Annotated in this window: 21 protein-coding genes and 1 pseudogene; 7 read left to right on the top strand and 15 right to left on the bottom strand. The window is 67.4% G+C overall.

The window, feature by feature from the left end; genetic code table 11:
• Positions 1–496 precede the first annotated feature (496 nt).
• Positions 497–1,738: an HNH endonuclease signature motif containing protein gene (locus BM339_RS08935; RefSeq protein WP_075020486.1), complete on the bottom strand. Its 1,242-nt coding sequence runs from the start codon at positions 1,736–1,738 to the stop codon at positions 497–499.
• Between the two features lie 416 nt (positions 1,739–2,154).
• Between BM339_RS08935 and BM339_RS08940 the strand changes: the two genes are divergently transcribed.
• The gene (locus BM339_RS08940; protein ID WP_083597457.1) at positions 2,155–5,520 is read left to right on the top strand and encodes a type ISP restriction/modification enzyme; all 3,366 of its coding nucleotides are present in this window, start codon (positions 2,155–2,157) and stop codon (positions 5,518–5,520) included.
• A gap of 68 nt (positions 5,521–5,588) precedes the next feature.
• Here the strand turns inward: BM339_RS08940 and BM339_RS08945 are convergent, their stop codons facing one another.
• The 3 genes from BM339_RS08945 to BM339_RS48525 are packed head-to-tail and all read right to left on the bottom strand — an operon-like array spanning position 5,589 to position 8,597.
• A complete protein-coding gene (locus BM339_RS08945; RefSeq protein ID WP_075020487.1) occupies positions 5,589–6,077 on the bottom strand; it encodes a hypothetical protein in 489 nt (162 codons plus the stop codon).
• Positions 6,077–6,523, bottom strand: a complete 447-nt coding sequence (locus BM339_RS08950) for a hypothetical protein (RefSeq protein WP_075020488.1) — start codon at positions 6,521–6,523, stop codon at positions 6,077–6,079. Before BM339_RS08950 ends, BM339_RS08945 begins: the two co-directional genes overlap by 1 nt.
• Entirely contained in the window at positions 6,510–8,597 is a 2,088-nt protein-coding gene (locus BM339_RS48525) for a hypothetical protein (protein ID WP_143118320.1), read from the bottom strand. The genes BM339_RS08950 and BM339_RS48525 overlap by 14 nt, the downstream gene beginning before the upstream one ends.
• Positions 8,598–9,392: 795 nt before the next feature.
• Between BM339_RS48525 and BM339_RS08960 the strand changes: the two genes are divergently transcribed.
• Together BM339_RS08960 and BM339_RS08965 are read left to right on the top strand one after the other, a co-directional pair.
• Positions 9,393–11,462, top strand: a complete 2,070-nt coding sequence (locus tag BM339_RS08960) for an McrB family protein (RefSeq protein ID WP_143118321.1) — start codon at positions 9,393–9,395, stop codon at positions 11,460–11,462.
• Positions 11,459–12,694: an McrC family protein gene (locus tag BM339_RS08965; protein WP_075020491.1), complete on the top strand. Its 1,236-nt coding sequence runs from the start codon at positions 11,459–11,461 to the stop codon at positions 12,692–12,694. Before BM339_RS08960 ends, BM339_RS08965 begins: the two co-directional genes overlap by 4 nt.
• Positions 12,695–12,764: 70 nt before the next feature.
• Here the strand turns inward: BM339_RS08965 and BM339_RS08970 are convergent, their stop codons facing one another.
• Together BM339_RS08970 and BM339_RS08975 are read right to left on the bottom strand one after the other, a co-directional pair.
• Positions 12,765–13,295, bottom strand: a complete 531-nt coding sequence (locus BM339_RS08970; RefSeq protein WP_075020492.1) for a hypothetical protein — start codon at positions 13,293–13,295, stop codon at positions 12,765–12,767.
• Positions 13,296–13,299: 4 nt separating this feature from the next.
• Entirely contained in the window at positions 13,300–13,755 is a 456-nt protein-coding gene (locus tag BM339_RS08975) for a hypothetical protein (protein ID WP_143118322.1), read from the bottom strand.
• A gap of 321 nt (positions 13,756–14,076) precedes the next feature.
• Here BM339_RS08975 and BM339_RS08980 point away from each other — a divergent pair, with 321 nt between their 5' ends.
• Both BM339_RS08980 and BM339_RS08985 read left to right on the top strand, forming a co-directional pair.
• Positions 14,077–14,502: an ATP-binding protein gene (locus tag BM339_RS08980; protein ID WP_143118323.1), complete on the top strand. Its 426-nt coding sequence runs from the start codon at positions 14,077–14,079 to the stop codon at positions 14,500–14,502.
• Complete coding sequence (locus tag BM339_RS08985; RefSeq protein ID WP_075020494.1) at positions 14,499–15,065, top strand: hypothetical protein; 567 nt, start codon at positions 14,499–14,501, stop codon at positions 15,063–15,065. The genes BM339_RS08980 and BM339_RS08985 overlap by 4 nt, the downstream gene beginning before the upstream one ends.
• Positions 15,066–15,163: 98 nt before the next feature.
• On the opposite strand, the gene BM339_RS08990 is transcribed toward BM339_RS08985, so the two are convergent.
• From BM339_RS08990 to BM339_RS09015, 6 genes are all read right to left on the bottom strand, one after another.
• The gene (locus BM339_RS08990; protein WP_075020495.1) at positions 15,164–15,670 is read right to left on the bottom strand and encodes a hypothetical protein; all 507 of its coding nucleotides are present in this window, start codon (positions 15,668–15,670) and stop codon (positions 15,164–15,166) included.
• A complete protein-coding gene (locus BM339_RS08995; protein ID WP_021592526.1) occupies positions 15,670–16,116 on the bottom strand; it encodes a hypothetical protein in 447 nt (148 codons plus the stop codon). The genes BM339_RS08990 and BM339_RS08995 overlap by 1 nt, the downstream gene beginning before the upstream one ends.
• Complete coding sequence (locus BM339_RS48530) at positions 16,100–18,010, bottom strand: hypothetical protein (protein WP_143118324.1); 1,911 nt, start codon at positions 18,008–18,010, stop codon at positions 16,100–16,102. Before BM339_RS48530 ends, BM339_RS08995 begins: the two co-directional genes overlap by 17 nt.
• 789 nt (positions 18,011–18,799) lie before the next feature.
• On the bottom strand, positions 18,800–19,351 hold the full coding sequence (locus BM339_RS09005) for a dihydrofolate reductase family protein (RefSeq protein WP_075020497.1): 552 nt from the start codon (positions 19,349–19,351) through the stop codon (positions 18,800–18,802).
• A gap of 160 nt (positions 19,352–19,511) precedes the next feature.
• The gene (locus BM339_RS09010) at positions 19,512–21,164 is read right to left on the bottom strand and encodes an alkaline phosphatase D family protein (RefSeq protein WP_083597462.1); all 1,653 of its coding nucleotides are present in this window, start codon (positions 21,162–21,164) and stop codon (positions 19,512–19,514) included.
• Positions 21,165–21,292: 128 nt separating this feature from the next.
• Positions 21,293–22,204: a hypothetical protein gene (locus BM339_RS09015; RefSeq protein ID WP_075020498.1), complete on the bottom strand. Its 912-nt coding sequence runs from the start codon at positions 22,202–22,204 to the stop codon at positions 21,293–21,295.
• 387 nt (positions 22,205–22,591) lie between these two features.
• On the opposite strand from BM339_RS09015, the gene BM339_RS09020 reads away from it, so the two are divergent.
• Both BM339_RS09020 and BM339_RS52590 read left to right on the top strand, forming a co-directional pair.
• Complete coding sequence (locus BM339_RS09020; RefSeq protein ID WP_075020499.1) at positions 22,592–23,041, top strand: AfsR/SARP family transcriptional regulator; 450 nt, start codon at positions 22,592–22,594, stop codon at positions 23,039–23,041.
• Positions 22,965–23,260, top strand: a pseudogene (locus tag BM339_RS52590) (AfsR/SARP family transcriptional regulator); the annotation flags it as partial. The gene BM339_RS09020 and the pseudogene BM339_RS52590, both read left to right, overlap by 77 nt.
• A 263-nt stretch (positions 23,261–23,523) precedes the next feature.
• On the opposite strand, the gene BM339_RS48535 reads toward BM339_RS52590, so the two are convergent.
• The 3 genes from BM339_RS48535 to BM339_RS09040 form a co-directional block, all read right to left on the bottom strand.
• Complete coding sequence (locus tag BM339_RS48535) at positions 23,524–23,907, bottom strand: hypothetical protein (protein ID WP_143118326.1); 384 nt, start codon at positions 23,905–23,907, stop codon at positions 23,524–23,526.
• A gap of 349 nt (positions 23,908–24,256) precedes the next feature.
• Positions 24,257–24,913, bottom strand: a complete 657-nt coding sequence (locus tag BM339_RS09035; protein WP_075020501.1) for an NUDIX hydrolase — start codon at positions 24,911–24,913, stop codon at positions 24,257–24,259.
• A complete protein-coding gene (locus BM339_RS09040) occupies positions 24,910–26,430 on the bottom strand; it encodes a hypothetical protein (RefSeq protein WP_021592533.1) in 1,521 nt (506 codons plus the stop codon). Before BM339_RS09040 ends, BM339_RS09035 begins: the two co-directional genes overlap by 4 nt.
• Positions 26,431–26,582 lie beyond the last annotated feature (152 nt).

Below are 26,582 nucleotides of genomic sequence, written 5' to 3' on the forward strand. Positions count from 1 at the left end.
ACATATGCGCGTTACGCACATCGAAAACCAGTACGACCCCGATATCGGCACAGGCAAATTCCGCACGTTCACCATTTGCGCGCCCGACTCACCCCAAGACGTCCAATTCCCAGATCGGCTTGCTACCGATGTGCCGGATATGTGCACACGCGAGCTGGATTTCGACCCCACCTGCACTCCGCGCCGGGTCGACGTCCGAGAAGCGTCCGGCCTGCGGGCCCGATGGGGACAGCCGACGCGCTCAGACCGGGCGGCACCCCTGCTTGCTCACGGCCCGAACGAACCATCGTGGGGCTCGGCGGCAGGCGTCCGTCCGGCGTCCCATCCCGGCATGGCCCTCAGCATGGCCCACGCCGTGCCTTGCGCCGTGCATGCGCGAGTGTCCGACCACCGTCCTCGGCACCGGTCGGCGGCTACGCTCACGGGCGCGGTCACCGACCGCGGATGACGCGCACGGTCGCAGGGGCGGCCGGGCGACCGTCCGGCGAGCCGAGGATCACGCGGCCTTGAGCTCGGGCGGTGGGCGGCCGGGCGGGGAGGCCGATGCGTCTCCGGGTGGGTGGATGCGGTAGGTGTAGCGGCCGTCGGGTCCCTGGGCGATGTGGACGCGGGCCGGGTTCGCGGCCTTGAACCTGTTGTGCCATCCGCAGGTGAGGGTGAGCTGGTCGATGTCGGTGGGGGAGCCGAGAGCCCACCCGTGAACGTGGTCGACCTCGCACCGTGTCCCGGGGATCTCGCAGCCTTGGACGGCGCAGGTCGGGTTGAGCGCCTCCAGGACGCGACGTTGGGCGGGGCTGGCGAAGCGTTCGGTGCGGCCGAGGTAGAGAGGGAGGTTCCCTTTCCCGAGGAGGAGAGGGGAGACGCCTGCTGCCAGGGCGATGCGGCGGGCCTGGGCGGCGGGGATGGGGGTGCCGTCGGGGAGCCGGGCGGGGGCGGTGCCGCCGGTGAGGGTGTCCAGGTCGCAGACGACGGTCACCTTGGTGGCACGGTGCCCGCCGGACAGGACGCCGGTGAGCGCCGCCGCCGTCCGCTCGCAGAGGTCGCGGCGGTCATCGGGCCCGGCGGGCCTGGCCCCCGGGCCGAGAGTGCCGTCCCAGATCGCGGCATCTTCGGCGTTCAGCCAGCCCTTGATGTAGCGGCCGCCGTCCAGCGAGCGGGTCGAGTCGATCCAAGACCGGTCGTAGCCGCGCTCGACGTCCCGGGGAGCCGTTTCAGTACCGTCGCGGACGGCGATCACCTCTCGGATGCGCGTGCCGAACGAGGCGACCTTTCCGGCGGAGAAGCCCTGGTCGACCATGCCGAGCAGGGTGTCTTCGGCGGCGGCGCAGTCCTCGTCGGCCAGGCGGGCGACCGCGTCCGCGATCGCGGCGGCGTATCCCACGGACAGGCCACCGGCGGCCCAGCGGCTCGACACCTCGGTGAGGCGGTGCCGCTGCCGCGCGAGCGTCAGGCGTTCTCGGGCGCGGGCCTCACGCATTCCGAGTCGTGAGCGCAACCAGGAGCGGGTGGACGGAAAGCCCCACCGTTGTACTTCCCGGGCGGCATCGACAACACCGATGAATCCGGCGAGTGCGGCCTCTTGCACATCGCTCGCGGCAGCCAGGCGCTGGGCGAGCTCGACGCAGGCGGCCGGGGATTCCGGCGCGGTCCGGCGGGCCAGCTCAGCGGCGATCGCCGATACCGCGCCCACCAATTCCGAGGTGGGCGCCTGATCGAGGTCGACCGTTACCGCCGCCATGCCAAAACTCTATTCGATTGTCAGTGTCGACGCGTTCCAGAGCCGGTGCGAATATTGTCACTGCGAGGACACGTCTGAATTTGGCGGAGTTGTTTAAGAAACTGGCTAACCGTGCAAATCGGGCACTGCTCTTCCGTTCGTGATCAGATTGCGTTCCGGCAACGAACCGCCCAGACACCCGGCCGGCGTGAGCCCGAGCCCCCGGTAACCGAGACAAATTGAGACCCCTCATCGCACGCCGCGCCGGCCCACGGCCGTTCCTCCGCCTGTGACGGTAGCGGTATGAGGGGCTTGCGGTGCGATTGTTGTCACCGGCTCATTGATAAACGCTTTCCTCGCTTCCCGTGTGAGCCGGAATCGGCCATCGCCATTCAGCAGCAAAGGCGGAAAATGTAGGCGGAGGCTCGGGAGGATGCATGGTCGACGCTGCCGCGGACAATCTTTCGTCAACGTTCGACGCCGGGCGGCCGCGGAGCCACCACGCCAAGATCGCCGAAGCCGTCGCCGCGTTCGGTGCGGCGGTCCGGGAACCGCTGGCGGTCGGAGCCGGTGGGGAAGAGCACCAGATACAGGCTCCGGTGGCAAGGTTGGTAAGAGACATCGCAGGTGCACTCGGGCTGAAGGTCACCCTGCACGCTGAGGTGTCGCTCCGGGAACTGTCCGTCCGCCCTGACTTCGCCGTTGATCTCTCCGGCGGGCGGGTCGGCCACATCGAAGTGAAGGGGCCTTCGAAAAGTCCAGACCCGAAACATTGGCCCACGCGCTCCCACGAAGGACGGCAATGGCAGAAGCTCAGCCTTCTGCCCAACCTGCTGTTGACGACCGGGAACACGTTCACCTTGTATCGCGATGGAGTGCGAGTGGGGCCCATAGCACGACTGGAAGGAGACTTGGATCGGGCAGGGCGATCGCTCCGTCCGGCCGACGACGAATTCGTCCAGGTCGTTCGGCGCTTCCTGGACTGGACGCCCTCACCCCCTCCCGACCTGCGCACGCTGCTGCGCACGTCGGCCCGCCTATGCCGCTATCTGCGCGAAGAAGTCATCGAGGTCCTCGAACACGAACAGCTCGTTCGCGGAGACCGTCCGTTCACGACCCTGGCGGACGAGTGGCGGAGCATTCTTTTCCCGAGAATGACGGAAGCGGCGGACTTCGCCGATTCCTATGCCCAGACGATCACTTTCGCCCTTCTCCTGGCCCGTGACGCAGGAGTCTCCTTCGAAGGCCGCGACCTCCCCGCCATCGGACGGCAACTCGGCAAGCAGCACGCCTTGATCGGCCGAGCGCTCGGACTGCTCTCCGACCCTGCGGCGGCCGACAACCTCTTCGTCATCGAGACCCTCCGCAGGGTCATCTCCGCAGTCGACTGGGACGGGTTCGAGAAGGATAGCGATACGCATTCGCTGCTCTATGAGTTCTTCCTGGAAGAATACGATCCGCAACTCAAGCGCCTCAGTGGCTCGTATTACACGCCCGACCGCCTAGCGCACGCGATGGTGCGATTCAGCGACCGCATACTTCAGGAGAAGCTTGATCGTCCCGAGGGGTTCGCCGCCAAGGACGTCATCGTGGTGGATCCCGCGATGGGAACCGGCACCTTCCTGGTCGAGATCGTCGAAGCCGTTGCGAAGACCGTGGCGGCGTCGCAGGGCGGGGGAGCCACGGAGCAGCGCCTCCGTGAACTCGTCCGGAAGCGGCTGATCGGATTCGAACGGCAGGTCACACCATTCGCTGTCGCCGAACTCCGCCTGCACGACCTGCTGCGAGAGCACGAGGTCGACGTCCCGCCGGACGAGATGCGCTTCCTCGCCGACACGTTCGACGACCCTGACAGGCAGGAACTCGCCTTCGGGCGCATGTATGCCGAGCTTCGCAAGTCACGCGAGGGCGCCAACCGGGTCAAGCGTGACGTTCCGGTCATGGCGATCATCGGAAATCCGCCATACCTCGACCGTGCCCACACCCGCGACCCCGCCCCGTGGATCGAGGAGCGGCGCGCCCCTGAGAAGCCGGCCGACATCGCGGCGCGCCCGTCCCTGGACGAGTTCCGTCAGGGCGGCAGGCTTGATTACAAACTCGCCGCCACCTGGGTGTTCTTCTGGCGCTGGGCGATCTGGAAGGCGTTCGAGGCCCATCCGAACCACCCGGCGGGCCTGGTCACGTTCATCACTCCGTCCTCCTACCTGTCGGGCGCGGCCTTCGCTGGGATGCGCTCCTACATGCGCCAGGTCGCGGATGAAGGCTGGGTGATCGACCTCTCCCCGGAGGGCCACCAGCCGCCGGTTCCGACCAGGCTCTTCCCCAAGGTCCAGCAGCCACTGGCGATCGCCGTCTTCGTCCGATACGGAGACCCCGACCCCGAAACCCCGGCCGACGTCCACTACTGCAAGGTCACCGGCACGGCCGATGAGAAGCTCCACGCCCTCGGGGCGCTGACTCTCGACTCTCCCAGCTGGTCCCTCTGCCCCGACGACTGGACCGCCGAATTCCGGCCGCCCTCCGACGACGCCTGGTCGTTCCACCCATCACTCGCAGACATCATGCCTTGGCAGACGCCAGGGACAAGAGCGAATCGAACCTGGGTCATCGCCCCTTCCATGGAAATTCTGGAGAAACGCTGGCTAATCTTGATCAACAGCCGTCCAGATCGACGTGCACGATTAATGAAGGTCACCAGAGATCGTGACTTGGACATCGTTCCCAGTCCAATTCATGGACAGCTCTGCCAAACCGCGTCATTACGTAATCAAGCAGCCGGGAAACCTCGTATCGTACGCTATGCCTACCGTAGCTTTGATTGGCAGTACCTCATCCTTGATTCACGGGTTCTGGATCGCCCGAGCCCGGATCTCTGGCGAGTATCCGGGGAAAAGCAGGTTTATGTCAGCGAGCAGCACACTAATCTCGTGAGTAAGGGGCCAGGGCTGACCATGACCCCCTTCGTTCCCGATGTCGATCACTTCGGCGGCCGAGGTGGCCGTGTGCACCCCCTTTATCGAGACGGTGAGGGAACAAGCAATTTCCTGCCCGGACTTCGGAAGTATCTCGCCGGCCAGTTCGGGGACCAGGTCACCGGCGAAGACCTACTCGCCTACATCGCCGCAGTGGTGGCCAACCCCGCATACACGCGACGTTTCAGGGAGAGCCTCGAAAATTCAGGGATCCGGGTTCCGCTCACACGGGACGTTGCGCTCTGGGACCGCGCCTTGGATATCGGACGGCAGGTCATCTGGCTGCACACCCGCGGCGAGCGCTTCGACGATGCGCGCGACGGCCGCCCGCGTTCCGCACCCCGGCTTCCGGACACCGAGCGTACCCGCATCATCGAGAAGATCCCGTATGCCGCAGAGGAGATGCCCGAGACCGTCCGGTACGAGGCCGAGACCGAGACCCTCCTGATCGGCGGTCAGGGACGGATCGCTCCCGTGCCCGCCGCCGTCTGGGATTACAACGTCGGAGGCATGCGCATCGTGAACAAGTGGGTCGGGTACAGGTTACGCACCCCCCGCCGCCGCAAGGCGGCCTCCCCACTCGACCTGATCAACGCCCGGAACTGGACTGACGATTTCAACACCGAACTTCTCGACCAACTGAACGTGCTGGGTCTACTCGTAAGGCTCGAACCCGACCAGGAGTCACTTCTCGGGGACATCTGCTCGGGCCCGCTGGTCACTGTGGCCGACCTTGAGGCGGCCCACATTTCCCCGCCGCCCAAGGACGCACGTGGTCCCATCCGTCCTTCTGGCCAGGGCGGCCAAATGGTGGTCGGCGCCGAGGAGTAGGCCGCCCACGAGCCGTCCCGACCGTCCCGCATACAAGACCCGCCCGACAGGTCTTCGAGAACCGCTCGTTACACGGATGGCTCGGTATGTCGCACGGCAAGCCATTGCGCGGTGTAGGCGGTGGCCTCGTCGATGAACTGCTCCAAACCCGCTCGGTCGAAATCCGCCTCGCCGATGAGGTACAGCAAGATGTAGACCTGTGCAAGGAGGACGGCTTTCAGGTCGTCCGGCCCGTCGCCCTTCATTGGAGGGGCGTCGAGAGCGCGTCGGATCAGGCCCTCGGCCACGAGCGGGTGGATCGGGTACGCGTCCTCTCCAGCCTTGATCCGCAGATCGGCGACGCAGCGGACGATCTCACCGATGCTGTAGGCCGGCCCGAACCTCCGGCGCACAGCGACGTTGAACGCCCCGTAGAGCAGCGCCATGTAACCAGCCGCCGTCTCGTCGTCCTTCTGGATTTCGTCTTGCAAGGGCACCCAAGCTGCCGGCCCTTCCAGCAGAAAGGCGCGCAAGGCGAGGATGTTCTCCTCGCGGATCTCAACTGCCGAGTAATCCATTACTCAAGAAGATCTTCGGCGATGGGGCGAACCTCAGAAAGGAAGGCTTCGAGTTCGCTGTCGGTGAACTGCTCATCGCCGGCTAGGGCGGCCAACAGGACGATCTGATGCCCGAACTTGGTGTCCGCATCGGCATCCAACACGGGTCCCTTTTCGAGTAGATGAAGTATCAAGCTTTCAGCGAGCCGTGGGTCGATGACTTCCGGCATGTCAGGGCTTTTGGCGCGAACTTGCGCGACAAAGTCGATCACCTCTGACTCGTCCGCAAACTCTCCATCTCTAATGAAGCGTCGCTCGACCGCAACGATGAAAGCGGCGGCTACCAGGGCTGCATACTCCCGGTTGGCTTCGTCGTGTTCGAGTTGCTTTGCAAGTCGAAGATGCTCGTCGTGTTGTCCGGTCAGTTGAGCGCGCAACACAGCCACTTGCTTTTCAGTGATTGCCATCGTTTCTCCCTATCAGTCGCCGTGCAATCGTCTTGCCGCGGCGCGCCCCTTCGATCGCGACGATCGTTGCACCTGCCGCAGCAATCACGATGCTGCCTGCTTGCAACGGATGGTCGGGCGATTTGAACTGACCCGTGTCCTTGTTGGCGCCTGCATGTTGACCCGTTGGCGGGACTCGCTCAAAGCTCTTCCTAATGGGATCAGCGAGCGTGTCAACGGATTTCTTCGCATCAGCGGGCTGGTCGAATACACCGCGACGGAATTCCCGTCGCCGAGATGAGTTCTCAGGATCCTCCTTGCGAGGATCGCGGTCGGCTGGATCATTTTCGGGGCTGCCGAACTCGCCTCGTCCTCGCGTGCCGACATCTGCTCTAGTCGGGTCCTCGCGGGGTGGTAGGCCTGCTGGGTCTGTTGTTTCGGGTTCGTTTGGGGCTAGTTCGGCACCGGGGTTGCTTGTCTGCTCCCGTCCGTAGCGTGGTTCGACGTGTACTTTTCCCGAGCTGTCGACATACACATCGGAGAGTTTGGGATATCGGGGAGCCTCCGGGTTTGTCTCGTTGGTCTCATTAGGAGAAGCCTCGGTGGCTTCTGTGCTCTCGGTATTACTACCACGCTCACCGTCTTGTTCGCCCTGCCGTTCCGACGTCTCCTGGTCGCGGCCTGCCGCTTCTTGGGGGCGTGCGGCGTCATCGGTGGTGCGCTGCTCGCCGAGTTCCTCCGGAGGTCGCTCGGCCTCTTGGGGCTGGGAACTGCGACCGTCGGCGGTCCTTTCTCCGTCCGGGATCTGCGGGGTCTGTTCGGAGTCACCGGCCGGTTCGGCGGCGCGCTCATGGGCTTGGGGTTCGCCGGGCCTGCCTTCTTGCCCGCCCTCCTGCGGGCCGAAGGGCTGTTCGGTGTTCTCGCCTGTCCGTTCGTGGTAGGGCTGGGGGCCTTCGGCGTCGGGCTTTCCGGTGGCCTGTGGATCCTGCTCGGTGTTCGGCGATGCGTCGGGGGCCGCGGGCTCGGGAGGACTCTGGTCCGCCGCCGGTGTGCCCGCGTCCTGCTCCTGGCCGGTGGCCTGCGCCTGCCGGGCATCGGATTCCTGCTGGAACGGTTCGCGGGCGCGGGCCAGGCTCTCGATGCGGGACGGCTGGCCGGGGGAGCCGGGGTTGTCGGCCGGCAGGGTGTACTGGCGTTCGGACGGCGCGAGTCTGTCGGCAGTCTCACCTTGGCCGTCGGTTCGTCCTTGGGCAGACCCGTCCGCAGGCCGACCAGAGTCGCTGGACTCGGGCGTGCCCTGACCAATGACCGTTCTCCCCGCATCCCCTTCCTGCTCCGTCTCGGGCCTGCCGTTCACGCCGTTGGTCGGGCCCTCGCTCGCGGCCTGGGCTGTGGCGGGTTGGGCGTCACGCTCCTGAGAAGGCCTGTCACCGATGCTCGTGTTCTCGGTCTGCTGGGTGCCGTTCTCCTGGGCGGGTTCGCGGGCGCGGGCGAGGCTTTCGATGCGGGACGGTTGGCCGGGGGAGCCGGGGTTGTCGGCCGGGAGGGTGTACTGGCGCTCGGGTGAGGCTGGTCTGTCGCCGGTTTCGGTACGGGTGTCGGTCCGCTGTTCTTGGGACTGGTTGGCGGGCTGCCCGCGGTCACCGGATGTGCCGGTTTCCGGCTTGTTCTCGGCCGGGGTGCCCTTGCCTTCGGAACGAGGTTCCTCATCGCGGCGTCCCTGCGATCCGGCCTCGCCCGTCTCGGAGGCGCCGTTATCTTTGCCCCGCTCGCCCTGGTCCTGGCCGGTGCTCCCGGTCTCGGTCTGTTCAGGTGCTTCCGTCTCCTTGCCGCCGTTGTCGCTCTGTGACGACTCGGTTGTCTCGTCGTCGCGTTGGTCGGCGGGTTGGGCGCCGCTTTCTTTCACCTCGGTCTGCTGCGTCCCACTGTCCTGCTGGGCGGCTTCGCGGGCGCGGGCCAGGCTTTCGATGCGGGAGGGCTGGCCGGGGAAGCCGGGGTTGTCGGCGGGCAGGTTGTTCTGCTGCCGTTCGGATGCGGCGGGTTTGTCGGCGGTCTCTGTGCGGGTGTCGGTCCCGGCGGTGTGGTCCACGCCCACGCTCGCAGCCCTTCCTCTGGGGGGAGACGGGCCGCTCGGTCAGGGCAACGCTCGAACGGCTCGCCGGGCATGGGCCTTGACGCGCGGGGCTGACGTCGCGGTCACGCCGAGCCCCTATGTAATCGCGCACGTGCGAACTTTGCACGTGCCGACATTGGGATTCCGGCACCCGCCATGCGTCTCACGTCGAATCTTGGCCATAGCGCCGTTGCTTCGCCCAGGTTTGGACACTCTTGATTGGCAATCAACGGCGTGTTCGACAATGATTCAAGCGATATGAGATTGCCCTATTTGTCCGGATCTCGGATCCGGGTGAGCCATTCGGGCTGTGCTCGATCGTCTGACGGCAACCCGGTCCCTGACTCGCGGTGCCGCGCGTCACGGCCGACCGTCTGTCGGCTCCCGCAGGCGGAGCAGCCGACATCGGCCGCTGCCTCTCCCGAACGGCGGGACGGCAGACGGCGACTCAAGAGCATCGGGCGGTGCTGCTGCGGGACCTGTGCGGCCACCGTCACGCCAGCGACGGCGGACCGCTGCGACCATGCCGAGCCTGGAACAGCGACCGCATCGGGGCCCACAGCCCCACCATCCGCTCCTCTGCTCGCATCGACCCCGGGCGGTGGTCCTTCGACGCGCTGCGGCCATTCCACCCACGACGGTAGGTGCGAGCCGACGTTCTTCCCGGAATCCGCCGGGTGCGGCGAGGCCGTCGCATCCTCACCACCTTGCCCGGCACCCGGCCGGAAGTGGCGAAGTACGTGGTGCGCCCGATTCGTGGCTGCGAACCTTGATCGGGTGACGAACCGTACCGACGCAGTCGCGGAGATGGCGTTCGCCGCCGTGCGGATCCTGGCGAGCCGCGATCAGTTCGCCGACCTGGAGGGGCTCCGCTATGGCGAACTCTCCGACCAGATCTTCATCGCCGTCCCGGATCTGGAAGCCCGCTGGCGGGAGATGTCCGACGACCACCGCTGGAGCTATGCCGCCGGGCAGGAGTTTCGGTGGGCTACCACCAGGCTGCAGAAGGCCGGATGGCTGAACAAGCGCAACCGCAAATGGTGGCCGACAGGCTTGGGCTGCGCCGCCCTGGACGAGTACCCAGATCCCGTCCCCTTCTACGACGAGGCGTCCAAGGCGTTCCAGTACTGGCGCCGGAACAAGGACCGGTTCGAGACCGCCACCGAGTACGCCGAAGCCCTCCCGGAAGGGCAGTGGGCGTCGGTGGCGGACGTGGCGTTCGAAGCTGGCGTCGATGCCACGGCACTCGTCCGGCTGCTCCAGGGCCACCGGCCGGAAGGATGGCACCGGCTGCTCGCGGACGACGGCGCCCTGCCGCGCGAAGCGCATCTCACCGAGCCGGAACGTGAGGAGTGGTTCCGTCTCCTGGACGAGGACTCCGTCCCTGCGCTGGATGGACGGGCTGACCCGCAACACCGGATGGCCGCCGCCGACCTGCGCCTCCTGGCCGTTCCGGACGTTGAGGAGGACGCACGGTCGCGGCGCGCGTGGCTGGTCCGCGCGTCGGACGTCCTCGCGGGCGACCTGATCACCGACCTGTGGCTCCCCGAGGGCCGGTGTTCCCTGGCCGCGTCCAGGCTGCGCGATCTACCGCCCGGTGCGCCGGTCGAGCAGGTCGCGCACGCGGTCCGGGAGGACTACTCAGGGATCGGCGTCCAGGACCGGGAGCGCCTGACCGCCGAGTACCACGCCTTCCTGTCCCGCATGGGCGAGAACGACATCGTCGTCACCAACAACGGCAGCGACATCTACCTCGGGGTCGTCACCGGACGTCCGTTCTTCGTCAGCAGCGTGGGGGAGCGCGCCAATCTCCAAAGGGCCGTGGAATGGCGCAACGCCGACCGGCCGGCCGACTATGACGAGCTGCCCGACGAGTTCTCCGTCCTGGTGGGCAACCCCGACGCCGAGGTCGTCGAGCTGACCACATTGCTGCCGGACCTGGAGAAGCGGCTGGGAGAGCCCGTCGAAGTCCCCGAGCGGACCATGCGCCTCCCCGACGCGACCGGCGAACTCGCCCGCCACCTCCTGGTCGACCGCGCATGGCTGCAGGAATGCGTCGAGCTGCTCCGCGAACGACCGCAGCTCATCTTCTACGGGCCGCCCGGTACGGGGAAGACCTACCTGGCGCGGCACCTCGCCCGCCACCTGACCTCCGGCCGCCGGGAATGCGTCCAGCTCGTCCAGTTCCACCCCGCCTACTCCTACGAGGACTTCTTCGAGGGCTACCGCCCGGCGAAGACCGAGGACGGCACCGTCTCGTTCGACCTTGTCCGCGGCCCGCTCCGCCGGGTCGTCACCGCCGCCCGAGCCCACCCCGGACGCCCCTACGTGCTGATCATCGACGAGATCAATCGGGGCAACCTCGCGAAGATCTTCGGCGAGCTGTACTTCCTGCTCGAATACCGGAAGGAGCGGGTCAATCTGCTGTACGGCACCGAAGGCGACGAAGGCTTCTGGTTGCCGGACAACGTCATCATCATCGGCACGATGAACACCGCCGACCGCTCCATCGCCCTCGTCGACACGGCCATGCGGCGCCGCTTCTGGTTCACCGAGCTCCACCCCGACGCGCCCCCGGCCCGTGACATGCTCGCCCGCTGGCTCGACCGCGAGGACCTTCCCGACGAACCCGCCCGGCTGCTCGCCGAACTCAACAGCCGGATCGAGGACCGCGACTTCAAGGTCGGCCCGTCCTACCTGATGCGGGAAAGTGCCGCCACCGGCACCGGCCTGGAGCGCATCTGGCGCACCCAGATCCTTCCCCTGCTGGAAGAGCACCACTACGGGGACGGTACCGACGTCCCGGCCCGGTACGGGCTGGACGCGTTGCGGAGCAGGCTGACGTGACCGTCGTCCGGCTCCGCGAGAACGCCCCCTGGACGGAGCACGAACTCACCTCCGAACAGGCCGCCGCCCTTCTCTCGTCCGGTCTGGCGCGCGTGGCACCGGGGCCGGGACCCGGGTTGTGGCGACTCCGGGACAACGGCCTTGTCGGTGCCGCGCGGACGGGGCCGGCGCGGACTCCCGTCGAACTCCGCGTCGAGCCCAAGACTCCCATCGACCGGCTCCTCTTCCTCCTCGGCTACGCGCGGAACCCCCGCGGCTGGAGACAGGAGGACGTGGACGCCGGCGAACGGCCGGACCTGCTGCCCGCCCTCGCCCACGCCTTCGCGCGCTCCGCCGAACGGGCGCTGCGCCAAGGCGTCCTGCTCGGATACCGGGACACGGAGGAGGCCCTGCCCGTCGTGCGCGGGCGCATCCGCATGATCGACCAGGTCCGGCGCCGCCACGGCCTCCCGGTGCCGGTCGAGGTCCGGTACGACGACTACACCACCGACATTGCCGAGAACCGGCTGCTGCTGGCCGCCGCTCACCGGCTGCTCTCCCTCCCAGGCGTTCCCATGGGCACCCGCAGACTGCTCCGCCACCTGCCGCTGAGGCTGGACGGGGTCGAACGCCTCATCCCCGGCCGCCCGCCGCCCGCCTGGACCTCCACGCGACTCAACACCCGCTACCAGTCGGCGCTAGGACTGGCCGGCCTCGTCCTGCGCGGCGCGTCCTACGAACTCGACGACGGCACCGCCCTCCACGCGGACGGGTTGATGCTGGAGATGTGGCGGGTATTCGAGGACTACCTCTGCGTCGCGCTCGCCGAAGCGCTCCGGCCGTACGGGCACATCGCGCGGCTCCAGGACAAGCGTCACCATCTCGACAGGGCGCACCGGGTCCGGCTGCGTCCCGACCTCGTTCTCGACACCGCCGACGGGCGCCCTTTCACCGTCGTGGACGCCAAGTACAAGGTGGACGACACGCCCCAATCGGATCTCTACCAGGTACTCGCGTACTGCACGGCGATGAACCTGCGGCGTGCCTACCTCGTCTACGCGTCGAAGAACGAGACGCACATCCACATCATCACGGGTACCGAGGACGTCCAGATCGTGGAAGCCGCCCTCGACCTGTCGGCCCCGCCCGAAGCGCTCGGCGTCCAGGTCACCGAACTGGCCCGCCGGATCGCGGCCGACCACGTCAGTACGGGTGATGTTTCGGGGCGTTCGGCGGCCACTCGCTCGTCGTGAACATCGGGCATCGGGCTCAAGCCGCCGGGCCCGCACCGGCCGGGAGGGCGACGCCGCCCGGCCGGGACGGTCACGACCGGCGCAGGCGCTCCATGAGCTCGGGCGGGACGGGGACCGGCAGCGCATCCACGTCGAACTCGCGCCCGTCGACGACCTGCGCGGCCTCGGCGATCAGCGAGTCCACGCCGCCCTCGTCCAGGCCGGCCTCGTCTACGAGGTGGAAGAGGACGGCGTACAGAGCGGCCACCATGTCTTCCGGGGGCGCACCGAAAGGTGGCGCCTCCCCGAGCGCTGGGTCCTCAAGGAGCATGCGGATGGTCTTCTCGATGACGAGCGCGCCGAGCGCCTTCGGGTCGTCGAGCGCCACCCGCACGCGGGCCACGAACCGGATCACGTCCGCGAGCGTGTAGGCGGGCGCGAACCGGCGGTGAAGCATGGTCGCGGTCGCGAACGTCAGGAGCGCAGAAAAACCCATCGGATTGGGGTCGGCGTCCAGGGATTCGCCATGGTCGCGCTCGAAGTCGTCCGCGCTGTCCAGGAGCAGCCCGCGCACGGCATCCCGGTGGAGGTCATCGATGGTGATCTTCAACTTACCGGTCATCCGGTCACCATTCCTCGGCGTCGCGGCGGGCTGTGGCGAGAAGGCGGTCGAGGGCGCCGCCCGGCGGGAGGTCCCCAGCCAGGTGCATGAGAATCGCGATCAGATGGCTGTTCTTGGTGGCGCCGTCGATGTCGCCGATTTCGCCGCGTCCGAGCGTGTACGCGATCATCTTCTCGGCCACGGACGGGTCGATGTCGTCGAGGAGGTGGAGGTTCTCCGCGCGCATGTCCGCGACGAACTCGATGATGGCGGCGTCACCTTCCCGGGCAAAGCGCCGGTCGACGGCCTCGAAGAAGGCGCTGAACAGCAGGCGGGCGAACCCCTCGCAGTCGTCCTCCGTCTCGATCTGCTTCGACAGCTCCCGGTAGTCGTCGTTGCAGCGGGTCAGCAGCGCGCGCACCGCGGCGACATGGAGACCCGTTATCGGGATTCTTCGCTCGTCGGCATCGGGGGAGCCCAAGGTGCACCTCCTATCGCTTTCCGGATCGATTTCACGACCTTTATATCACGGCCATCTTTCTGTTCGAGCTCAGCTTTGAAAATGGCGCTCGAATAGAATTTGAGCACCCAATGATTGTTCGTCCGGCTGACGGGCGTGCGAATCTCGCACGTGCGAGATTTGGGGATGTGAGCACCGTGCGTGCCGATCCGCCGCCCGGAAGCCCCGAAACGACGAATCATCGTGACCGGGTGGCGACTTCCTGTGACGATTGACGCGCGGACCAGGAGTGACCCGAAGGATCCGCAGCACACGATGTCCGTTACGACCGCGAGGTGTCCGATGTCCCCGACCATGCTCCCGGCAGTCCCGCCCGCGCCGCTGCGGTGGCGGCGCTCCTTCCCCGGCGGGCCCGAGCAGGCCCGCAACGTCCGGCGGTTCGTCGGCTGCCTCCTGGACGGCTGCCCGTTCCTCGACGACGTCCTGCTCGCCGCCGACGAACTGGTCGTCAACGCCCTGCGGCACACCAAGTCCGGTCAGGACGGCGGCTTCTTCACGGTCGAGGTCGCGCATGACGGCGCCCTGGTCGCCGTCACCGTCGCCGACCAGGGCGGCCCCGGTGAGCCCACCGTCACCGACGCCGGCGAGTTGGCCGAGTCCGGACGAGGGCTGCGCACCGTCTCCCTCACCGCCGCGAGCTGGGGCTGGCACGGCAACGGCGAGGGCCGCACCGTCACCGCCGTGTTCGCGGGGGAGTGGGCCGCATGACCGCGCCGGCCTCCTGGACGCACGACCAGGTCCATCGGCGCGTCCACGCCGCGATGACCGCCGCCATGCGCGCCGACGTCCACGCCATCGACGCGGCACTCGTCCAGAACGGAGTCCTTGACCCCTACAGCCGCGATTTCGTCGCCGAGTCGCGTCGCCTGGTACTCGCCTGCACGGCCGCGCTCACCTGCGTGCTCTCCGCGCACCGCCCTGGCGAGGACCCGCACGGCCGCGAGATCTGCCGAGGCTGCGGCACCCGCGGCTGCCGCACCTTGCGCGGCGTCGCCGACGTCCTCACCGCCTACACGGTCCGCCCTTGCGGCGTCGACCGCGCCGAGGCGTGGCGCCGCGCCGACGCCCACTTCACCCGCGGCGCCCGCCCCGTCCCGGTCATCGTCGAGGAGTTCCCGGACGGCTTCATCACCCGCGCCGCCGACGCCCCCGCCGACGACCCGGCTCCACTGCTGATCGTCGACCGCCACACCGGCGCCCTCAGCCGCTGGCCCCGCATGCCCCACCCCACCCTCATCCGCGAATACACCGCCTACCGCGCCGCCCATTGAGAGCGTCCAGCTCCCTTCGGTGGCAGAGAGCGTTGCCAGCAACGGTGGTCATCGCGGAACACTGACCAGACTCGACCTACGGAGATAGGTATGGGGTGTCAGGACCGTTGACCAGACGAGTCGACGGACTCGCTCTGCCGGGCGTCCAGCCACATCTTGGTGTATGCCGTGGTCTCGTCGATGAACTGCTCTAGGCCTGCACGGTCGAATTCGGCCTCGGCGATGAGGTACAGCAGGATGATGACCTGGGCGTGCAGTACGGTCGACGGGTCGTCCGGTACATCGCCCTTCAGCGGTGCCGCGTCGACGGCGCGGCGGATCATGTCCTCGGCGACGAGCGTGTTGATCAGGTGAGCGTCTTCTTCGGCCTTGATCCGCAGGTCGGCGACGAAGCGAACGATGTCACCAACGGTGTAGGTCGGCGAGAACCTCCGCCGCACCGCCACGCAGAATGCCCCGAAGAGCAACGACATGTACCCGGCTGCGGTCTCGTCGTCCTTCTGGAGTTCGTCCTGCAGAGGCACCCACGCCTCGGGCCCGTCCAGTAAGAATGACCGCAACGCGAGGATGTTCTCCTCGCAAATTTCAACGCGCGAGTAGTTCATCACTCAAGCATTTCTTCGGCATCTGCTCGGATTTGAGACATGAACGCCTCAAGTTCGGCCTTGGTGTAATGCTCCTGAGCAACCAGAGCTGCCAACAGAATGATCTGATGGGCGAGGACGGTCTTGTCGTCGATGTCCGCTATCGTTCCCTGGCCGAGAGCATGCAGTATTATTCGCTCTGCGACGTCAGGGTTTATCGTGTCGGGAGCCTCGTCATCCTTTTCTCGCGCGGTGGCAATGAAGTCAACGATTTCCCTTCGATCGGCGCTACGGCCCTCCTGGGCGAAACGTCGCTGGATCGCCTCGAACAAGCCAGCGGCCAAAAGCGCTGCATAGCCGACGTTGTCGGTCTCGTCGAGCTTGTTGAATAGTTGTAGGTGCTCTTCTGGTGGTTCCCCTGCCAATTGAGAGTGAAGGGCGGCTACTTGGTCATCGGTTACCCGCATGCTCTCTTCCTCCAAGCTTCTTGGTCAATTCGATACTCCGTCGAGTGATTTCGGTAAATATAATCATCCCGCTAACCATGCCTACCATTACGTCTCCACCCTTAATGGGTTGATCCAGGGATTGGATATGGTCGGATATATTGCGGGCCAAGCAAGGTTGGACTTTTGGCGGCTTTGTGTCGAACTGCTTGAAAGCTGGTTTGGCGTTTTCGTTAACGGCGTCGTTGAGTTCTGCGGTGGCTCTGAGCATCTCCTTACGTAGATCCTTTGGACTCCGTCGACGCTCGGGATCTGCGGCGAGGAGGTCGCGTTCGGCTGGATCCTCTTGGGGGTTGCGGGGTTCGGCGCGGTCCGGCGTATCGTCTTCGACGTCGAAGCGTCTTTCCTGGATGAAGTTGCCGTCGCTGTCGCGGCGCAGGGTGATTCTTGCGCGATATGGGTTCTGTTCCGGTTCGGGCAGGTTTTCCTCATGGGTACCTAGTTCTTTGCCAGGTTCCTCCGTTTCGCTGGTTTGGGTTGGGGCGCGGTCGGGTGGGTTGCTTTCGGTGAAGGGTTCGGGGAGGTCTGTCTCCTCGGCTTTCTTATCATGGTCGCGCGTTTCTGTGGGTGAGGGTGAGGCGTCGCCGGCAGGGCGTTGGTCTGCTGGGGCGTCCCTAGTCTCGTCTTCTGTGGCAGAGGGTTGTTCCGGTTGCCGTTCCGGCGGTTTGGTTCCATGCTCCGCGGACTCTGGGGCGTTGGTGGCCGTCTCCGGTGTTGCTCGTTGCGGGTCGGTGTCGGTGGTTTCTGCGGTTGGCTTGTCTGTGGCTGGGGGTTGCTCAGTGGGTGGTGGTGTTGCAGGGGCCTCCGGCTTTGGGGCCTTCTCCTGCGCAGGCTTGGTCTCTGGGTTGCTCGTGCTGGCCTGGTCTTTGGGTGTCTGCCCAGTGGGCCGGTCGGAGTCAGCCACGGTGTTGCTGGTGGGCTGCTCCCTAGCCGGGATGTCGCCGTCCCGTGGGTTTGTTTGTCCGACCTGCTCTGCCTGTGGTCGTGTCTCGCCGAGTTCAGGTTCTGGTTTGTCCGACGCTTTGCCTGTGTTCTGATCGTCGGTGGTGACGCGCAGATTGCCGGCTTCGTTTGCCTTGGCGTTGTCGCTTTCGGCTACTGGTGGGGCGGGCTTGTCCTGTGGCGTGGTTTCGTCAGCCTGGAGACCGCCAGCGTCGGTCGCCGGCTTGCCGTCTCGGGGTTCTGGTGGCGCAGCGTTTTCATCCGTCTTCTTGGACGATGATTGATCGGTGCTGGGCGCCGGTGGGTCGCGCAAGTCCCAGCCGGCGTTCTGGAGGCTTTCGCGGCGGGTCATCGGCTTGGACGGCTCAGGGGCCTCGGTGGGCGGCTTGCCGGAGTCGTCTGCGCGGGGCTTGTCGCCGAGCTCGGTGCGGCTGTCCTTGTCGCCGAGAGGCTCTGTGTTCTTGGCCGCTTCGCCGTTCCGCTCGCTGGTCGACTGCGGTTCGGCGTTGGCCTTCGGGTGTCGCTCCCCAGGCTCGGTCGTCCGAGGTTCCCCCTTGCCCTCGTCCCGTGGCGCTGCCTCGCCGGTTTCGGGCTTCGGGCGGCCGGGCTCGCTCTTGCCGTCACCAGGCTGGGAGCCAGTCTCCGATCCGGTCCCCTTCTCGGTCTTGGGGGCGGCGGAGGCGCTCTCTTCGCTCGATCCGGTCGAGGAGGACTCGTTGCTTTTCTGTCCGCGTTCGCTGCTGCTTTCCTGCTGGCCGTTGACGTTCCAGCCTGCGGCCTTGAGGCTCTCGATGCGGGACTGCTGCCCGGGTGATCCGGGATTGTCGGGCGGTGGTCCACTGGCGCTATCAGGCTTTGTGGGCTTGTCCCCGGTTTCGGGACCCTTGTCTGATCCGCCGTGTTCCACGCCCACGCTCGCTGCCCTTTCGTCGAGGGGAAGCGGACCACCATCAGGGCATCGGTCGGACGGGCCGCCAGGCGTGGCCCCTGACGTGCGGGGCTGACATCGGGAGCACGCCGATCCCCTATGAAATCGCGCACGTCCGAACTTTGCACGTGCGGGCGTCGAGTGCTCGACGCCTGGTCTGCGTATCGCGCGAGCCTGCCGCTTAAAGGACGTGGATTCGTATACTGAGCGTCCTATGACGTGCTGATCCATGCTTTGGGCGCGAGAAGTTGAGGAATATGGAAATGTCTACTTTGTCTGAGTATGTGATTGGAGTCGCTGGTCGAGCGGTGCACGAGCGCTCTTCGGCAACTTCCCTTTCTGACTCCAGACGGATCGTCGTGGACCCAGCCAGGTGGTTAGAAGCAGAGCCCGCGTCCCGGTGACCTCGGCGCATCCGCGGTGTGTAACTCACGCTGTTCACGTACACACCGCCGGGCATTGCCAGCAGGACCCGCGGTCCTGGCGGCTCTGCTTCCGCACTCGCGGGCACGTGGCCCGCGTTCGTCTCCATAAGTCCGCTTTCGTGGTGTTTGGCCGTCAGGTCGCCAGGGTTTCAAGGCTGGGCGTTCGTTCTCCGGCGACCGGGTAGTGTCTCAGTCCCCCGTCCAGGACCTCTTCACGGACGGCTTGCACCCGGCATCGTCGTTCTCCCTCCCCGCGCGTCCATGCATGGAAGGCTCGGGAGCGATTGCCAGGTGCCCGCGCGCCTCAGGGCCTCCGTCGATGCAGACCGCTCACAGCCGAGTATCGGTGTCAGATCGGCTGGTAGTGGAGGATGATCACGCCTGAGTCGTAGCGGCGGACGTCGGCGAGGTGGAATTTGGCCTCGGGTGCGTGGTGTGCGATGAGGTCGCTTGGCGCGGGGCTGCCGCAGAAGAGTGGGTGCAGCCACAGTTGCATCTCGTCGAGCAGGCCCTCGCGGAGCAGAACTCCTGTCAGGGGGCCGAATCCGTACTGGACGATGTCCTGCCCCGGCTGCTCCTTCAGGCCCCGGAGCATGCCGGGGAAGTCGCCGACCTTGCTGACCGTGGTGTTGTTCCAACTCGGGTCGGTCAGCGTGTCGGACGCGACGTACTTCGGCAGGGTGTTCATGCGGTCGGCCATGCCGGTCTCGTCGCTCATCTTCGGCCAGGAGTCGGCGAAGACCTCGTAGGTCCGCCGGCCCATGATGATCGCGTCGGCGCCGAACAGCAGGTCCTGCGCGTGCTGGGCGGCGTCCTCGCTGCGGTAGCCGAACGTCCAGTTCTGGGGCTCGTGGACGACGCCGTCGAGCGATATGTAGGTCGAGTTGATGACACGTCGCATGGTGGTCTCCTCCGGTCGGTGTATCGGAACACTCGCGTTGTTCCGATCGTGTTCCAGCGGGACGGCCGGGGGCATCCGTGCCGCCACCGATGTACCACTGATCCACCACGGACATGCGCGTCCGGCACCGGCCGGTGAGCAGGCCGGTGCCGGACAGCGGTCAGAACTGGTCGTCGTCCACGTCGTAGCGGCGCGCGGACGAACTGAGGGTCTGCCGTGTGTCCTGTTGGTCGACCACCGTGATTCCTGGACGTCCCGCCTCGACCTGGAAGCGCGCGGCCGTGGTCACCGTCGTTCCGCTCGTGGACCAGACGGTGCTGACGGTGCGGAGCGAGGCCAGCAGCCGGGACGGGCTGACGTCGCAGACGACGTATCCGCGCTGGTTGCCGATGTACTTCCAGTGCGGGCTCTCGGCCATGATCGGGTCGTAGGTCCGGTGGAAGGCGGCGGGGTCGGAGTCGCCGCCGGAGCTGATCGACGTCCCGGTGATCTCCGCGCCGACGACGGGGGACGCGGGGTCGCCGAACTCGGGTTTCAGGTCGCAGACCCAGGTGGCGTGCCGGTCACCGGTGAGCACGACCGGGTTCGCCGTCCGGCCGGAGCCGAAGAACTCCAGCATGCGCCGGCGCTGCGCGCGGTAGCCGTCCCAGTTGTCGAAGTCGTAGACCTCTTCGGGGCCGGCCATGCGGTCGTTGGACGCCCACATCACCTGGTTAGCCAGCAGGTTCCAGCGCGTGCCGGATCGGGACATGCCGTCCACCAGCCACTTCTCCTGGGCGGCGCCGGTCATGGTGCGGGCGGGGTCCTCGGCCTCGGCGAGCGTGGCGGGCTGGTCGCTGCGGTACTGGCGGGTGTCGAGGACGTGGACGGTGGCGAGCCGGCCGAAGGCGAGCCTGCGGTGCAGCCGCATGTCGATGCCGCGCGGGCGGGTGGACCGGCGGAGGGGCATGTGCTCGTAGTACGCCTGGAACGCGGCGGTGCGGCGGGCCAGGAACGCGGTGTGCGTCTGCTGGTCCGGGTCTTGGGGGATCTCGTCGGCCCAGTTGTTGTCGAGCTCGTGGTCGTCCCACGTCGTGATCCAGGGGAAGGCGGCGTGCGCGGCCTGCAGGTTCGTGTCGGTTTTGTACTGCGCGTGCCGGTTGCGGTAATCGGTGAGCGTGTAGGGCTCGTCGGTGCCCTCGTGGGCGCGGACGGTCGTGGTTCGCGGGACGGATTCGTAGATGTAGTCGCCGAGGAAGGCGACGAACGCCAGGTCCTCCTGCGCCAAATGGTGGTAGGCGGTGAAATAGCCGTCCTGCCAGTTCTGGCAGGACGCGAAGGCGAACTTCAGCCGCCGGTTGACGGCCCCGTGCGATGGCGCCGTGCGGCTGCGGCCGGTGGGCGACAGCTCGCCGCCGGCCCGGAACCGGTAGAAGTATTCGCGGTCGGGGCGCAGGTCGCCGACCTCCGCGTGCACCGCGTGTCCCTGGCCGGGACGCGCCGTCTCGGTGCCGCTCGCGCGGATCCGGCGGAAGCGCTCGTCCTCGGCGACCTGCCACGTCACCGGGACGGGACGGTCGGGCATGCCGCCGCCGTCGACGGGACGTGGCGCCAGCCGCGTCCACAACACGAAGCCGTCGGGCGACGGGTCACCGGACGCCACCCCGAGTGTGAACAGGCCACGCGGCAACGGGACGCCGCCGTACGAGCGGACCGCGGCGAGCGCCCCGTCCTGCTCCAGCAGCGCTGGACCCAGCAGGACGTGGCCGGCGGCCAGCGCTGATGCCGCTCCACCGGTGGCGAGGAACCGGCGGCGAGGAAACTGCTCCGACATACACCCTCCCTTTGATCGACACAGGAGGATGGCCCGGCGGTGGTTAACGGAGGCAGGCGCGCATGCCGACGCGGAAGCGACAACAGCGCGAACACTGACCGGCGATGCGTAATTCGCCCAGAGTGGTGCTAGCGCGCTGGACGGGCGCCGCCGCGCGTGAAGACGGGGAACGGCCGGCGCACGCCGCGAGCCGCGGTGTTCGTTCTCGCATGCACCGTTATCCGGACGCCGCCGGTCCTGGTCGTCGGGAACCGGCCCTGTGGTGCGCAGCGCGACAGATATGCCAGCCCTTGCTCCAGGTGTGTGCGCGGACCCGGGTCGAGGTGGCGGGCCCACGAGGGCTCCGTTTCCTCGCGCAGCCAGGCGTAGCAGGCCATCGCGTACCCGAACTCGGGTTCGGTGAGATATCCGACCCGTGAATAGCCGTCGCTGCAGGCGGCGTTCAGCGCGCGTTCATCGAGATAACCGAGAGGCCGCACGGAGAAACCCGGTGTGCCGTCCGCGAATCGCAACGCGGCGTTCGTGCTGAAGATCCCGAACCCGAAATAGACGGTGAGGAGATCGGTCAGCCGCTCGTGGTCCTTGCGCTCGGTCGTGATGCGCCCTTCCCCGAGGAGCCGGACGTGGCAGAGTTCGTGGGCGATGATCGCCGTGAGGTACTCGGCGTCGGACGCCTCGCTGACGTCCAGCCCGATGACCGGCCGGCCGTACCGGACGGAGTAGTGCCCGACCGCGCGCCTGCCCTCCTTGTCCTCGTTGTCCCGCAGGTCGAAGAACTCCACGACCAGGTCGGACGGCTCCAGCGACATGACCGTGCACACGCCGGCGATCAGGCGGTTGATCTGCCGCGGCGTCCCCTCGTAGCCGGACGCGAGGCTCGGTCCCGGAAGGACGATGCCGCCGAGCAGCGGCTCCCGGCCGAACTCGCTCGCGAACCATGTCATCGACGCCTCGATCCAGGCCTGCTGCGGCGCGCCGACCGGGCACTCCTCCTTCATCACCCGCAGCCAAGGACGGGTTTCCTCCGCGTTCTCGTTCATCGCTCTCCCGATGATCATGCCGGATGGCGCCCGCGCGGCGGACCGGCGTCGGTTGAAAGAGATGCACGAGCTCCGCGGGGTGCGCCCGGGGAAGAGGGGCGGTGCTCTGCTTCGCCGGATTCTGATGGCTGCTCGACTCACCTGTCAACATCCGTGAAAGAAATGCATGGGTGGTGGAGCTGAAAATGAGAGGAGGCGGATTCGCCTGCGGGTTCGAATAGCTGGTCGATCGGGGAGGGCGGCAGGGCCGGGGTTCGCGCCCGGCACCGTTGTGCCTCCGCTCGCCGCGCCCTCGCCACGTGGCCGGATGCGGGTGATCGCTGGACAATACGGCGCGTGGATGGCATGTATTCAGCAGATCCGCCGACGAACCGAGATGAGGGGTCCATGCCCGACGTCACCTTCTCGGTGCTCGGGTCGGTCGAGGCGAACGTCGGTGACCGGGCGGCGGCCCTCGGCGGCGGGAGGCAGCGGGCGCTCCTCGCGGCGCTGCTGCTGAGCGCCGGCCGTGTCGTGTCCGTGGACCGGCTCGTGGACGAGTTGTGGGGGGAGCGCCCGCCGTCCTCCGCCCGTACCCAGGTGCACACGCTGGTGCACCGGGTCCGGCGGGCGCTCGGTGAGGCCGCGGAGTTGCTGGAGACGCGTCCGCCCGGATATCTGCTGCGCACCCGGGCGGCGCAGGTGGACCTCGCCGTGTTCGTCGAACTCGTCGACCGGGCCAGGACGCACGCCGGGGCGAGCCGCCTGGCGGAGGCGGCCGGTGCCTTCCGGGAGGCGCTCGGCGTCTGGTGGGGTCCCGCTCTGGACGGGGCGGACGGGGGCGTTCGTCCCTCGTGAGGCCGCGCGGCTCGAAGAGATGCGCCTCGCGGCGGTGGAGCAGTGCCTCGCCGTCGAGCTGGACCTCGGACGGCATGGCGCGATCGTGGCGGAGCTGGCCTCGCTCGTCGATGAGCACCCCTCCGTGAGGAGCTGCGGGCCGGGTTGATGCTGGCCCTCTACCGCTGCGGCAGGCGTTCGGAAGCGCTCCAGGCCTACCGCGACGGCCGGACGCTGCTGATCGAGGAGACGGGCCTGGAACCGGGCGAACGGCTCCGCGATCTTCATGAGGCGATTCTCAGAGACGAGGTGGCGCCCTGGCGCGCCGAACCGGAACCGCCGCCGAACCCGCCTGAGCCCGAGCCGACCGTGGAGACGACAAGGGCCCTGAAGTCAGCGCCTGTGCGTGGCGCGGCGGCCGTCCGCGGCCCGGCCACCGCAGAGCCTTCCGGTCCCGTCCGAGCAGAGGCGCCCGCCCCGGTTCCAGGCAACACCGTCGACGCCTATCCGGCCTGGGTACGCGGTCCCGTCGTGCCTCGACTCGGTGTCGGAGTCGTGCTCCTGCTGGTGGCCCTGGTCTGCCTGGGCGGGGCGACGGCCGAGCCGTCCTCCCAGGCACTTGGCGAGGCGTCGTCGCAGGGGCGGCAGCTGGTGCCTGGTCCCGCCTGGGTGAACGGCCCGCCCCGTCCCGTTCCACGGGCGTTCTTCGGCGCGACGATCGGGACGAACAGTGGCGCGATGCCCGGGTTCAGGATCGGGTCGGTCCGGTCGTGGGACAGCGAGACGCGCTGGTCGAACGTCCAGCCGAGCCGGGACCGGTTCGACTGGACCCCGCTCGACCGCATGGTGGCGGGCGCCGGACGGGCTGGGCTTCCGATGCTCCACACGATGGGGATGACCCCGGTGTGGGCGGCGCCCGACGGCCCCCGCAGCCCCTATCTGGACGACTCCAGGACGGCGCCGCCTCGCGACCTCGCCGACTGGGACCGCTACGTCCGCGTCCTCGTCACCCGGTACCGCGGCCGGATCGAGGCGTATGAGCTGTGGGACTTCGCCAACACGCACTACCACTACACAGGCGACGTGAAGACGATGGTCGAGATGACCCGCCGGGCGGCCGCGATCATCGGGGCCGAGGACCCGCGCGCCACGGTCGTCTGCCCGTCGATCGGTGACCTGTGGGGCGGCGAGGGACGACGGTGGCTCGCCCACTTCGCCGCGCTGGACGGTTCCCGTTTACGCGGGACCGTCCTGCCCGGCGAACGGGGGCAGCGCGCGTTGTTTGGCGTGCAAGACCGCGGCCATCGTGAACGAGTCGGCTATCTCGCCTTGCCCGAGCATGAGGTCGAGCCGTTGTGGCGAGACCAGCTCGATATGGTCGATGCCCTCCCCGCGGATCGAGAAGTCCGGCCGGCCGACGGCGGCCCAGAAGAGACCGACCTTGCTTCCCGCGACGCCGGTGTCGGCGTAGACGTCCCCGAGGAACTCGACCGATTCGGCCGGGACGCCGATCTCCTCCTCCAGCTCCCTGCGCGCGGTCTTCTCCGCGGGCTCGCCCGGCTCGGGGAATCCCCGCGGGATCTCCCAATGCCATTGGCGCGTCGCGTGCCGGAAATGCCGCAGCAGGACGATCCGGCCGTCATGGACGGGGAGGACGGCCGCCCCGGCGTGGCCGCCGGAATGCAGAGCCCTGAGGTAACCGCCGGTCCGGCCGTCCGGGAACGCGACCGGATCCCGTAGCAGGGTGAGGTACTGGTCCCGATAGCAGATCCCGTACGGGCCGCCTTCGGGCGGGAACTCGTCCAGGATCACGCTCCCGGCGCCGGGCGGATTGGCGAACAGATCCGGCCGGCTTCGGCGCAGCAGTTCGTACTCCTCGAAAGGCGTGGTCATTCACCCTCATTCGACAGGTCGGCGCCGTCGTCGCCGGAACCTCGCCCGACCGCCTGTCCGGACAGGAAACCGATCAGCTTCCTGGCCTCCCGGTACGGGTCTTCCATCCGCATGTCCAGCAGCTGTGCCGTGGTCTCGATCCGGTGACGCGCTCTGCTCGCCAGGAACCTGCCCAGGCCGAGGCGCAGCGTAACCCGGGCCACGCGGGTCCCCGCGAGGCTGCCGAGTTCTCCGGCCACCTCATAGGCGACGGTGTCGCCCGGCATGTACAGGACGTTGAGGGTCACGGCCCCGATGTCGATGGCGATTTCCGTCAGCCCGCCGAACCGCCCGCCGGAACGGTCGTCGCGAACCTCCTCCGCCTTCCGGAGCATCGCGAGATAGGCCCGGCTGATCTCGACGACACCGGTGCCCGGATCGGCCAGGGCCTCGATGGAAGGCGCGTTGATGACCCCGGCGAGCGCCGTCTTGTACGCGTGCCACTCCGGTTCGTTGCGGACTCGCCAGGTGTCGGCCAGGGAAAGGCGGTCGAGGGTCGGCACCGCTTCCAGAAGGCCCTGCACGTCCTCGAAGCTCAGGTTTCGCAGCAGCCTGATGAGTTCGTCGGCGTCCGTCGATTCGGTCGGGCCGTCCCGCCGCCGGCGAATCTGCGCCAGCCCTTCCTGTAAGGCGGTGCGACGCGGTGAATTGCTCGGCGTCAAGGCGAAGACGTCGACCGCGTCGGCGAGGTTCGTGGCGTATTTCAGGTCGACCAGCTGCTTCACGATGGGCATGTGCGGGAGCCCGGCGTCGTATTGCCGCTGTGCGACGTTCCCGCCGTCTCCGACGACGAATCTCTCGTAGAGCGTCTGCCGCACCACGGGCCGCCCGGCGTCCAGCTCATCGAAAGCCCATCGCGCGACCTCCTTGAGACGTCCGAGGGCGCTCCTGGCCTCTTCCTCGTCCAAGCCGAAATCGCGCTGCAGCGCCGGCACCTTGAAATGGAGGAAGCCCGTCAGGAACTCGCCGAACGTCCGGTTCATCTCCTCCGCCAGCAGGGCGTTCTCGGTGTCGTCCCAGGACAGCCGCAGGCACGACATGGGCGTGCTCTCCGCCGTCCGCCGCCACGCCTCGATGCCCTCGGTGACCTGGAATCGCGGGCCGTCCGCGGGGAGCGGCCCGTCCTCCGACAGCAGCATCGGAATGATCACGCCGCTCGCCAGCATCTCGCGGAACGCCTTCTGGTCCGGGCCCTTCTTCGCGTAGTCCTGGTAGACCTGCCGGTTGTTGTAGAGAAAGGCGCGGTTGATGAGCACCTTCTCGGCGTTCAGCAGGGCCCGCAGGTACTCTCGCCGGGATCTTCGCGCCTGCTTCTCCAGCACATCCCGGCCGACCCGGCCCGCCCTGAGCGCCTCGCCCAGAAGATCGCGATCGAACCACTGATTGTCCAGGGACTGCGGTACCGCGGTGATGGTCTGGCGCAAGTCCGCGGAGATCAACCGGTTGAAGCTGACGTCCCCGACGTTGCCGACCGGCATAGGAACCCCCTTGGCTGCGGAAACAGCTCACACCATAGGGCGGGCCGGCCGCCGGTGCCCGGGGAAAATCGGGCACCGACCGGCCGTGGCCAAGTGTGACGGCGGACGCCTAATAGATGTATGGCGCCGCGGAGTGGTTCCTTTGCCGAATT

This window comes from Actinomadura madurae (assembly GCF_900115095.1).
Taxonomy (GTDB): Bacteria; Actinomycetota; Actinomycetes; order Streptosporangiales; family Streptosporangiaceae; genus Spirillospora; species Spirillospora madurae.